Below are 10214 nucleotides of genomic sequence, written 5' to 3' on the forward strand. Positions count from 1 at the left end.
CGTCGGAAACCCACTGGAGCCCGCCACCACAGCCGCCGTACCCTCGACCCGTACCGCACCGCATGGCGGCCTTCCGACATCGTTCTCCGACCGGAGGTCCTCCCATGCCCGCGCCCGAAGTGCGCCCCTTCCGCCGCGCCGACCGCGACCAGCTCACCGACCTGATCAACGTGCACGTCGCCACCGTCGTCCCCGGCGTCTCCGTCTCCGTGAACACGGTGCTCAGCGCTCTGGAGCGACAGCCGGACGAGTTCATCACCGACCCCTGGGTGAGCGGGCGTGCGACCCTGGTCGCCGAGCAGCGCGACCAGATCGTGGCCGCCGCCCATCTGCTGCGCTACCGAGCGGACGACGAGGTCGGCCCGCAACACCGGGGCATCGGCGAGGTCGACTGGTTCGTCTGCCGTCCACCCGCCTCCTTCTGGCCTGATTCCGACGAGGCCGCGGACCTGCTGATGAGCGCCTGCCTGGCCCACCTGGCCCGCTGGGACGTACGAGCCCGGTACGCGAGCGGCGAACTCCCCGCCCCGGCCGTCTACGGCCTGCCCCGCACCTGGCCGCACATCCGCGCCGTCTACGAACGCGCGGGCTTCCGGCACGTCGGCGACACCGAGGTGATCCTGATCGCGCGGGTCGCCGACCTGCCGCCGCACGAGCCGCGCCCCGGCATCACCGTCGACCGCACGCTGGGAGAGTGCGGCACCCGCTTCACGGCGTACGCCGCCGACCGCGCCCTCGGCTTCATCGAGGTCGACACGGCCCTGTCCCGCCCGGAACGCCACACCCGGGGCACGGGACTCGCCGACATCGGCAACCTGCACATCGACCCGACGGCGTCCGGCGACGGCCTGGAGCACTGGCTCCTGGGACAGGCCGCCGACTGGCTGCGCCTGTGCGGCGTCGACCGCCTCCTCGCCTACGAAGCGGCCACCGACCGCACGATGATCGACCACCTGACCTCGGCGGGCTTCCAGGAACTGACCCGCACCGACCGCCGCTGGGAGCACGACACCCGACGGTGTCGACAGGGCGGCAAGGCGAACCGCTAGGCAAGGCGAACCGCTCGACACCGGGTGCTGGCTGTGGTCGAGCAGCGGCGGGCCGAATTCGAGGAGAAACGGCACGTCCCGCGAGACGTGATCGCCCTCTTCGAGGACGCGGGACTCTACCGGGCGAGCGCGCCGAAGCGCTTCGGGGGCGACGCCCTTCCTCCGCCAAAGTTCCTGCGCCTCATCGAACGGATATCGGTCGTCGACGGCTCGGCCGGCTGGGGCGCGAGCTTCGGCTCCGCCCTGGTCTACCTGGCCGCGCTGCCGCTCGACACCCAGGCCGAGCTGTACGCGGAAGGACCCGACGTCGCCGTCGCCGACGGCAGCCCCCTCCAGCGCCATCTGTGCGACGCCTCGGTCGTACCCCAGCACGCCTTCCTCCAGGAGGGCATGTACGACGGCGCCGGCGCGGTCCTCCTGGGCGTCCAGCCCTTCCCCGGCTACCTCTAAAAAGGCAGCGAGTCCTTCCGCCCGGGCACACGGAACCCGCCGGACCGGGCAGAGTTGGACCGTACGCACGGTGAACGCTCCCATGAGCGGCACCGGTCGCACCATGCGCGAGTCGAAAGGGGATCATGCGTTCCTTGACCTTCGTCTTCGGTACGGGGCGCAGCGGCTCGACGGCGCTGTCACGCATCCTCAACGCCCACCCGGACGTGCTGAGCCTGAACGAGTTCATGGCCTCGGTGGGCGACGCGGCCTTCCCGGAGGGAAAGGTGGGCGGCGAGGAGTTCTGGCAGGCGCTCTTCCGGCCCGCGCCACATTTCGAGCGGATGATCCGCAGCGGGCTGCCCCTGCCGGAGTTCCTCCACACCCGCCGCCCCGGCAGGTACTCGACGCGGACCACGGGCATTCCCGCCCTCTCCCTGATGGTCCTGCCCCACCTCACCGACGACCCGGACGGACTCCTCGACGACCTCGGCGCAGCGGTGGTCCAGTGGCCGCACCGCACCGCCGCCGAACACCACCGGGCCCTGTTCGACCTGCTCTGCGCCCGGTTCGAACGCACCGCTGTCGTGGAGCGCTCCGGCTACTCGACCGGCTGGGCCCCGGGACTGCGCAAGGCCTTCCCCGAAGCGAAGTTCGTGCACATGTTCCGCGACGGCCCGGACTGCGCCCTCTCCATGAGCCGCCATCCCGGATACCGCACGATCTCCCTGCTGCGCGAGATCAAGGCCCACTGCGGCATCGACAGCTTCGCCGACCTGACCCCCGAGCACGTCCGCGCGCTGCCCCCGGACCTGGCACCCCTGCTCGACGAACGCTTCGACCCCGCCCTCGTACGCGACCGTCACCTCCCCTTGCGGACCTTCGGCGCCCTGTGGTCCGAACTCGTCACCGAGGGAGCGGAGTTCCTCACCCGGCTCCCCGCCGACCGGCGCACCACACTCGCCTACGAGAACCTCCTGGACCACCCCGCCGAAGAACTGACCCGCCTGGCCGAGTTCATCGGCGTGAGCCCCCTGCCACGGTGGCTGCACACCGCGTCCGCCCTGCTGGACCACAGCCGACGGGGCTCCGCCCGCAGCCTGCCCACCACCGAGCGCACCGAACTACGAGACAGCTGCGCCCCGGGCACCCACGCCCTGGCGAGGCAACCGGCACCCTGACACCTCCCCCCGCCCCGCGCCCGAAACCGGCCCCACTCCGCCGACGTGGCGGGACCGGCAGTAGCGCGGCGGCCGCCCTCGTCACGGCCGTGGCTCGTCGAGCCGAACCCGTACGCGATGGTCCGGCTTCCCGTCCTTGGCCAGCATCGAGTGCTCCTCGGCCACCGCGCGGTACAGCCTGAGACCGCAGTCGCCCCGTACGTCGTCGACCGTCCAGACGCGCCCGCCGTGCCGCAGCGAGCGCCGGGAGAAGACCTCCAGCCCCCGCTCGACGTCCCGGTCCTCCGCAAGCTCGGCCACGGCGGCCATGTACACCCCCTGACCGCCCCCGATCGGCACCGACGAATCGAAGACCGCGACGCCCACCTCGGGCCGTACCGCGATGTTCCGCGAATGCGCCGCCTCCGGCGAGGACAACCAGAAGAACTCCCGGCACCCCACGTGTGCGAAGTACACCGGAGTGCTCCACGGCCGTCCCTCCGCGTCGGCCGTCGCCAGGACCATGTACAGACTCGCCTCGACGATCCCGCGCCCGTTCTCGGCGGTCGGCCTCATCTCAGCGGCTCCGTCGGTAGGTCAGCCCGAAGTCCCGCTCCCACTCCCCGGAGCCGCCCCGCGCCAGCTCCCAGGCACCCCGGACGGTGTCACCGTCGTCCTCGATCCGGCCGGTGAACCGCTGCCGGAAGTCCAGCGGCGAGAAGTCCGCCCGCTCACGCAGCAGCCGCCACTCCCCACCGTCGAAGGCCATCGCGTAGGTCCGTACGACACCGCGCGCATCGAAGTAGTGCTGTGTGTACGCTCCCGTCCCCGGGTCGACCGAGACGATCGCCGTGCTACCCGGGATGTCGGAGTCCGGGCACTCCGTGCGCTGCACCAGGAACTGCCCGTCCAGCGTCCACTCGAACACACTCCGCCCGACAGGCGGCGTCTGACCAACGGCGAGGTCCGCCTCCACCACCCACTCCCCGACCAGCGCATCCAGCCGTCGAAGAGCCTCCTGCCGTGCCTTCGCGTCCATCGCGAACACCTCCTCGCAGTACGGACCGCGCCGACAGCGAGAACTCATCGGTCGCGACCGGCTCCGATCACACTGGTGGCCCGGTGCGTCCGGGGAACCTCGTGGACGACGACGCGGATGTACTCGGGCCGGGTGTTGACGGTGCGCAGGACGGCGGCGTGCACCTCGTGCATCAAGTCAGGGATCTGCGCCGGGCTGCGGCCCTCCGCGAGGGTGATGGCGAGCTGTGGCATGTCAGCTCCGCATCGTGAACGGGTCGGCCACGGGCTCCTCGCTCGTGTTGATCCAGACACTCTTCAGTCGCGTGTACTCCAAAATCGTCTCGGTGCCGTGCTCGACCCCGACGCCGCTGGTCTTGAAGCCCTGCCGCGGTGACATCGGGGACATGGCCCGGTAGGTGTTCACCCACACGGTCCCCGCGTCCAGACGCGCCGCCATCCGGTGCGCCCGTGCGAGATTCGTCGTCCACACGCCGGCCGCGAGCCCGTAGTCGGTGTCGTTCGCCAGACGTACGACCTCGTCCTCGGCGTCGAACGGCATGACCGCCACGACGGGGCCGAAGATCTCCTCGCGTACGACGCGCATGCTGTTGTCGACGTCCACGAGGACGGTCGGCTCGTAGAACCAGCCGCCGAGGCCGCCGTCGGTGGCCCGCCCGCCGGTAGCACCCGGGCACCCTCGCCGCGTCCGAGGTCGACGCTCTGCCCGGCGGCGGCGAAGATGCCGGCGACGACGCCCATCGCGGCGTTCGGGAGGTTCGCGTCCTCGAACGCGATGTTGGGTGACTTGCCGCCGAGCTCCAGCGTGGAGCCGATGAAGCGGCTCGCCGTGGCGGCCGCGATGCGAGCTCCGGTGGCGGTGCTGCCGGTGAAGGAGATCTTCGCGAGATCCCGGTGGTCGACCAGGGCCTGCCCGGCCTCGGCGCCGAACCCGGTGACGACGTTCACCGCACCCGGCGGGAACCCCGCCTCCAGCGCCAGCTCGGCGAGCCTGAGCACCGTCGCCGAGGTGTACTCCGAGGGCTTGATCACGACCGTGTTGCCGGCGCAGAGCGCGGGCGCGGGCGCGGGATGAAGTCGCCGTGGATCTTGTCGGCCAGACCAGCGTAGTAGTAGTAATACTCGGGCAACGTCGCCAGCTGCCCGCGCATCTCCCGCAGCAGCTTGCCGTTGTCCTTCTTCTTAATGCGGGCCAGGTCCTCGGCGTTCGCGGCGATCAGGTCACCGAGGCGACGCAGCAGGGTTCGTCGCCCTTCGGCAACACCGCACTGCTCAGTCCTCCTTGCCCGTGGTCTTGCTCGGCAGGCAGATCTGGCGGGCCCAGAGGCCCAGTAGTGCCATCCCGCCCACCAACAGCGGTACCGGGTCGCCGGCAAGAGGCGCCAGGGCGTAACCCAGCGCCGTGACCGTGCAGACGGTCAGGGGAACGAATGCTGCGGCGCCTTCCATCCCTGATCGCAGCGTCGGCCGACCAGCGCCCAGGACGCTGGCCCCGCCGGGCACCCAAGGACCGACAGCGACGATCAGCAGTCCCGCCGTGCCGCAGATATCGGCCAGTTGGGAAGACATCGCCTCGTGGCCCAGCGAACCGACCCTCAACAGTCGCAGGGTGTCGCCGATCAACATGAGGCACACCCCGACGATCGCTGCCCACAAGGTGGCCCGCTGGTCGCCCCGTACGAGACGTCGCAGGGCGAGCAGAAAACCGAGGGACACGACTTCCGAGGTCCACAGGATGCCGAACATTCCCGTCTCCGGCCGCCAGCCATCACCGGCCCTGCCGAGGAGTACCCATCCCACCATGAACCCGGCCCCGGCCATGACGGCCCCATCGAGCACGCGCCGCAGCCACGCCTGCCAACCCGTACCGGCATCGGCCGCGACCACCAGACCGGCCATCCCCAGCCCGACCGTGATCGTCACTCCGGCGACCACCGCCAGACCGCCCAACCCCGGTGAATCCGGTGCCGGCGCCGGCACCGGATGAGTCGACAGCGCGGCAAGGGAGGCCCGATAGACACCCCCGGCGGCCGCGGAACCCGCCACCAGAAGCAGCCGGGTCCGCACTCGCCCCCGCGTGCCCCGGACACGGAGCAACAGGGAGAGGGTCAACACCAAGCAGCCGACGGACGGTCCGAGGGAGATCATCATCCGCGCCGCCAGACTTTCGCCTTCGCACCGCCGGGAGCGGTCGGCGCTGCTCCGACAACACTTGCCACGCCGACCGCGCCCCGGAGACCAGCGCTGTGCCGACAGCAGCGATCCGTCCGCACGCTGAGCACGTCCGGCGATTTCCCCAACCTCACCATGCAGGTGCCCCTTCAACCGGTGCCCGCCGTCAGGGCCTCCCTACGGCCGCCGGATCCCGACACAAACCGTACGGAACTCACACCAGCACCGACCGATGAAGTCAGCTGATTCACTCGTGTTGCGTAAGGAGCGACCGGTGATCTTGTGCGGTCGGCTCGGCCCGTGACGCTCACGGGGATCACGATGTGGTCGAGACGGTCCCGTAAGCCCAGTCGAAACGCTGCTCTGGTAACCCCCGTCGACCCACACCTTCCACCGGCGGAGCACGAGCGGTGGTCGGGCATCGCTTCGTGTGGGTGAAGGGCGCGCGACCATCCGGACGTCGACCGCGTGGCGTGTCGTTGACCGTGGTGCGCGTGGTGTGCCCTGAGGTCCTGGGACGGCTCACCCGTGAAGGAGACACACGGCATGTTCGGACAGGCGCAGGCGTACAGTGGCTTCGCGGTCGACGACCTCGGCGAGGCCCGCCGGTTCTACGGTGAGACTCTCGGTCTCCAGGTGGAGGAGACCGGGCAGGGGGACATGCGGATGCTGACCCTCACACTCGGCAGTGGCGCGCGTGTCTTCGTCTACCCGAAGGAGACGCACACCCCCGCGACGTTCACGCTTCTCAACTTCCCCGTGGACGACATCGAGGCCGCCGTCGACGAACTGGAGCGGCGCGGCGTGAACCTTGAGCGCTATCCCGAATTCGACCACGACGACAAGGGCATCGTCCGGGTCGGCGACGGCGGCCCCGCGGCGATCGCCTGGTTCACCGACCCCGCCGGGAACGTTCTCTCCGTGCTCCAGGAGAATTGACGAACGAGGTCCGTTGGTGTGAGTGGCGCTCTGGCTTCGGCGGGCACGCGTGCTGCGGGTGGAGTGCGCGTGCCCGCCACGGAAGCGCTGCGGGAGCTCTGCGAAACCAGCGTCCCTGGCCCCGCCGGGACATCGGGTTCAGACCAGGTCGAACCGATCGAGGTTCATCACCTTGTCCCACGCGGCCACGAAGTCATGCACGAACTTGTGGCCCGCGTCCTGGGCAGCGTAGACCTCCGACACGGCTCGGAGCTGGGAGTGTGAACCGAAGACCAGGTCGACCGCGGTGGCGGTCCACTTGAGTTCGCCCGTGGCGCTGTCCCGGCCCTCGTACACGTTCTCGTCCGCAGTCGACGCCTTCCACTCCGTGCCCAGGTCGAGCAGGTTGACGAAGAAGTCGTTGGTCAATGTCTCCGGCCGGTGGGTGAAGACACCGTGTGGGGATCGCCCGAAGCCCGTGTTCAGGATCCGCATGCCGCCGATCAGCACCGTCATCTCGGGAGCGGTCAGCGTCAACAGGTTGGCGCGGTCCAGCAGAAGTGTCTCCGGCGACAGCTTCTCTCCCGCCCGGAGGTAGTTCCGGAACCCGTCGGCCCTGGGTTCGAGCACCGCGAACGACTCCACGTCGGTCTGTTCCTGCGAGGCGTCCGTGCGCCCCGGTGCGAACGGCACGGTGATGTCGTAACCGGCGTTCTTGGCGGCCTGCTCGACGGCCGCGCACCCGCCCAGGACGATCAGGTCGGCGAGCGAGACCCTCGTGCCGCCCTCTTGTGAGCCGTTGAAGTCCTGCTGGATCCGCTCCAGCTTCTGCAGCACCTCGGCCACCTCGGGCAGGTGGTTGACCTCCCAGTCCCGTTGCGGTGCCAGTCGAATCCGTGCCCCGTTGGCCCCGCCCCGTTTGTCGGTGCCGCGGAAGCTCGCCGCGGACGCCCAAGCGGTGGTGACCAGCTGGGAGATGGACAGTCCCGAGGCGACGATCCTGCTCTTGAGAGCAGCGACGTCCTCGGCCACGACGAGTTCGTGATCGACCTCGGGGAGGGGGTCCTGCCACAGCTGCGGCTCGGGGACCCACGGGCCGAGGTAGCGCGTGACGGGTCCCATGTCACGGTGCAACAGCTTGTACCAGGCCTTGGCGAACCCCTCCGCGAGCCTGTCCGGGTTCTCGTGGAAGCTCTTCGCGATCGGGCCGTAGATCGGATCCAGCTTCAGCGCGAGGTCCGTCGTCAGCATCATGGGAGCGTGCTTCCTCGACGGATCATGGGCATCGGGCACCGTGCCCTTGGCCGAAGGATCCGTGGGAGTCCACTGCTTGGCACCGGCGGGGCTCGTTGTCAGCTCCCATTCGTACCCGAACAGGTTGTCCAGGTATCCGTTGTCCCACCTGGTCGGCTCGGTGGTCCACGCGCCCTCTAGCCCACTGGTGAGCGTGTCGGCGCCCTTGCCGCTGCCGTACGTGTTCCGCCAGCCGAGACCCTGCTGCTCCACGGGTGCGGCCTCGGGTTCCGGGCCGATGTACGCGGGATCGACCGCACCATGACACTTGCCGAACGTGTGGCCGCCGACGATGAGTGCGACCGTCTCCTCGTCGTTCATCGCCATGCGCCCGAATGTCTCGCGAATGTCCCGGGCGGCGGCCAGCGGATCCGGATTGCCGTTGGGCCCCTCAGGATTGACGTAGATCAGTCCCATCTGCACGGCACCGAAGGGAGCGGCGAGTTCCCGGTCGCCGCTGTAGCGCTCATCTCCGAGCCAGATGTCCTCGGGCCCCCAGAAGATCTCCTCGGGTTCCCAGATGTCCTCTCGCCCGAATCCGAACCCGAACGTCTTGAACCCCATTGATTCCATGGCACAGTTACCGGCGAAAACCAGAAGGTCGGCCCAGGAGATTTTCTGACCGTACTTCTGCTTGACCGGCCACAACAAACGGCGTGCCTTGTCGAGGCTCGCGTTGTCCGGCCAACTGTTGAGGGGGGCGAAGCGCTGAGCGCCGCTGCCGCCACCGCCGCGGCCGTCGGCGACACGGTACGTGCCGGCGGCGTGCCAACTCATCCGGATGAAGAGCGGTCCGTAGTGGCCGTAGTCGGCGGGCCACCAGTCCTTCGACGTCGTCATCACGTCGAAGACGTCCTGCTTCAGCGCGTCGAGGTCGAGGGTCGCGAACTCTCTTGCGTAGTCGAAGTCCTCGTCCATGGGATTGGAACGGGACGAGTGTTGGTGGAGAATTTGAAGGTCCAGCTGATTCGGCCACCAGTCCCGGTTCGTCCTGGGCCGAGTCGGCGTGGGGGTGGGGGAGGCGATTGCCGGGTTTTCGCTTTCGCTGCCGGACACGTCGTCCTTCTTTCTTTCTCGGTGTTTCCACGCACCATGCCGATGAATGTGATGTCGGCGTCCGTATGGTCGCGCACCGCAGACGGCACCGCTACGAAACACGCAGGGCGCCCCCGCATGACAAACGTGCGAGGAAAGCCTTTCGTTTCTGCTCCGAATCGAGGTGTGGCCCGGTGGTCGAGGATCGCCGGCTCACCCGAGCCCTTCAGCAGCTTCTGGAGCGGCTCGTCCAGGTCGACCTCGCCTCGGGTGACGGCGTTCTCGATCCAGTCGACTGCGGCGCGTACCCGCGCCAAGTCCCCCCGGCAGATCGTCTCCCGCCGGCGTCGTCGTAGTGCTCCCCGCGCTGAAGTCGCGGGGCGGCCTCCTGGCGCGCGAACCGGGCTCGCAGATATTGAGGTGCCGGAACCGGGTGCGCTTCCCTACCCTCGGCCCCATGCGCCACGAATCCTCCCTGCTGAACGTCATTGATGTGGAAGCCACCTGCTGGGACGGACAGCCGCCGCCCGACTCTGTGCACGAGATCATCGAGATCGGTCTCACCGTCGTGGACGTGTCGGCAGGGCGTCGCGTGTCCCGGCATCGTGTCCTGGTCCGCCCTGTCCGGTCGGCGGTGAGTGACTTCTGCACTGAACTGACCGGACTGACGCAAGCCGAGGTGGAGCGGGGCGTCACCTTCGCCGAGGCATGCCGGATCCTCGTCGAGGAGTACGAGGCCGGGGAGCGCCCCTGGGCGAGCTGGGGCGAGTACGACCGTCGGCAATTCGCTCGGCAGACTCAGGCCGACGGGGTGGCCTACCCGTTCGGCTATCCGACGGAGCGCACCCACACCAATGCCAAGGCCGTGTTCGCCGCGGCGTACGGGCTGCGCAGGAAACCCGGCATGGACCACGCTCTACAGGTCGCCGGACTGCCGCTCGAGGGACGCCATCACCGTGGCGAGGACGACGCGTGGAACATCGCTGCACTCGTCCTCGATCTGTTGGGCCGCGGGGCATGGCCGGTGTCAATCCCCTCGAATCGTGGAGACCTTCCTATGCAGCCAGCCCCTCACCGAGGCTGGCCCAGTAGTCGTGTTCGTAGTCGATCGGGCTCTTGA

General features: G+C 69.1%; 9 protein-coding genes and 4 pseudogenes. 5 read left to right on the plus strand and 8 right to left on the minus strand.

What is annotated here, in order from left to right:
* Nucleotides 1-104: 104 nt before the first annotated feature.
* From ACWD26_RS36290 to ACWD26_RS36300, 3 genes and pseudogenes are all read left to right on the plus strand, one after another.
* Nucleotides 105-1049: an N-acetyltransferase family protein gene (locus ACWD26_RS36290; RefSeq protein WP_451276656.1), complete on the plus strand. Its 945-nt coding sequence runs from the start codon at nucleotides 105-107 to the stop codon at nucleotides 1047-1049.
* A 15-nt stretch (nucleotides 1050-1064) separates the two neighbouring features.
* Nucleotides 1065-1499 (plus strand): annotated as a pseudogene (locus ACWD26_RS36295) (acyl-CoA dehydrogenase family protein); the annotation flags it as partial.
* A gap of 125 nt (nucleotides 1500-1624) precedes the next feature.
* Nucleotides 1625-2659: a sulfotransferase gene (locus ACWD26_RS36300; protein ID WP_451276658.1), complete on the plus strand. Its 1035-nt coding sequence runs from the start codon at nucleotides 1625-1627 to the stop codon at nucleotides 2657-2659.
* A gap of 81 nt (nucleotides 2660-2740) precedes the next feature.
* Here the strand turns inward: ACWD26_RS36300 and ACWD26_RS36305 are convergent, their stop codons facing one another.
* The 6 genes and pseudogenes from ACWD26_RS36305 to ACWD26_RS36330 form a co-directional block, all read right to left on the minus strand.
* On the minus strand, nucleotides 2741-3214 hold the full coding sequence (locus tag ACWD26_RS36305; RefSeq protein WP_451276660.1) for a pyridoxamine 5'-phosphate oxidase family protein: 474 nt from the start codon (nucleotides 3212-3214) through the stop codon (nucleotides 2741-2743).
* Nucleotide 3215: 1 nt separating this feature from the next.
* Nucleotides 3216-3677: a hypothetical protein gene (locus ACWD26_RS36310; RefSeq protein WP_451276662.1), complete on the minus strand. Its 462-nt coding sequence runs from the start codon at nucleotides 3675-3677 to the stop codon at nucleotides 3216-3218.
* Nucleotides 3678-3721: 44 nt separating this feature from the next.
* Complete coding sequence (locus tag ACWD26_RS36315; RefSeq protein ID WP_451276664.1) at nucleotides 3722-3910, minus strand: tautomerase family protein; 189 nt, start codon at nucleotides 3908-3910, stop codon at nucleotides 3722-3724.
* A 1-nt stretch (nucleotide 3911) separates the two neighbouring features.
* A pseudogene (locus ACWD26_RS36320) lies at nucleotides 3912-4295 on the minus strand (aldehyde dehydrogenase family protein); the annotation flags it as partial.
* A gap of 140 nt (nucleotides 4296-4435) precedes the next feature.
* A pseudogene (locus ACWD26_RS36325) lies at nucleotides 4436-5052 on the minus strand (aldehyde dehydrogenase family protein); the annotation flags it as partial.
* Complete coding sequence (locus ACWD26_RS36330) at nucleotides 4949-5743, minus strand: hypothetical protein (RefSeq protein ID WP_451276665.1); 795 nt, start codon at nucleotides 5741-5743, stop codon at nucleotides 4949-4951. The gene ACWD26_RS36330 and the pseudogene ACWD26_RS36325, both read right to left, overlap by 104 nt.
* A 651-nt stretch (nucleotides 5744-6394) precedes the next feature.
* On the opposite strand from ACWD26_RS36330, the gene ACWD26_RS36335 reads away from it, so the two are divergent.
* Complete coding sequence (locus tag ACWD26_RS36335) at nucleotides 6395-6787, plus strand: VOC family protein (protein WP_451276667.1); 393 nt, start codon at nucleotides 6395-6397, stop codon at nucleotides 6785-6787.
* Nucleotides 6788-6925: 138 nt separating this feature from the next.
* Here ACWD26_RS36335 and katG read toward each other — a convergent pair whose 3' ends face one another.
* Complete coding sequence (katG, locus tag ACWD26_RS36340) at nucleotides 6926-9115, minus strand: catalase/peroxidase HPI (protein WP_451276669.1); 2190 nt, start codon at nucleotides 9113-9115, stop codon at nucleotides 6926-6928.
* Between the two features lie 212 nt (nucleotides 9116-9327).
* Nucleotides 9328-9510, minus strand: a pseudogene (locus tag ACWD26_RS36345) (DUF6192 family protein); the annotation flags it as partial.
* A 41-nt stretch (nucleotides 9511-9551) separates the two neighbouring features.
* Between ACWD26_RS36345 and ACWD26_RS36350 the strand changes: the two are divergent.
* Nucleotides 9552-10214, plus strand: coding sequence for an exonuclease domain-containing protein (locus ACWD26_RS36350; RefSeq protein ID WP_451276671.1), 663 nt, complete (start codon nucleotides 9552-9554; stop codon nucleotides 10212-10214).

The sequence above is a fragment of the Streptomyces sp. NPDC002787 genome, from assembly GCF_053592095.1.

Bases quoted from the DNA above. Each gene is read 5' to 3' on its own strand.
- ACWD26_RS36290 (WP_451276656.1), top strand. From the start codon at position 105: ATGCCCGCGCCCGAAGTGCGCCCCTTCCGCCGCGCCGACCGCGACCAG.
- ACWD26_RS36300 (WP_451276658.1), top strand. From the start codon at position 1,625: ATGCGTTCCTTGACCTTCGTCTTCGGTACGGGGCGCAGCGGCTCGACG.
- ACWD26_RS36305 (WP_451276660.1), bottom strand. From the start codon at position 3,214: ATGAGGCCGACCGCCGAGAACGGGCGCGGGATCGTCGAGGCGAGTCTG.
- ACWD26_RS36310 (WP_451276662.1), bottom strand. From the start codon at position 3,677: ATGGACGCGAAGGCACGGCAGGAGGCTCTTCGACGGCTGGATGCGCTG.
- ACWD26_RS36315 (WP_451276664.1), bottom strand. From the start codon at position 3,910: ATGCCACAGCTCGCCATCACCCTCGCGGAGGGCCGCAGCCCGGCGCAG.
- ACWD26_RS36335 (WP_451276667.1), top strand. From the start codon at position 6,395: ATGTTCGGACAGGCGCAGGCGTACAGTGGCTTCGCGGTCGACGACCTC.
- ACWD26_RS36350 (WP_451276671.1), top strand. From the start codon at position 9,552: ATGCGCCACGAATCCTCCCTGCTGAACGTCATTGATGTGGAAGCCACC.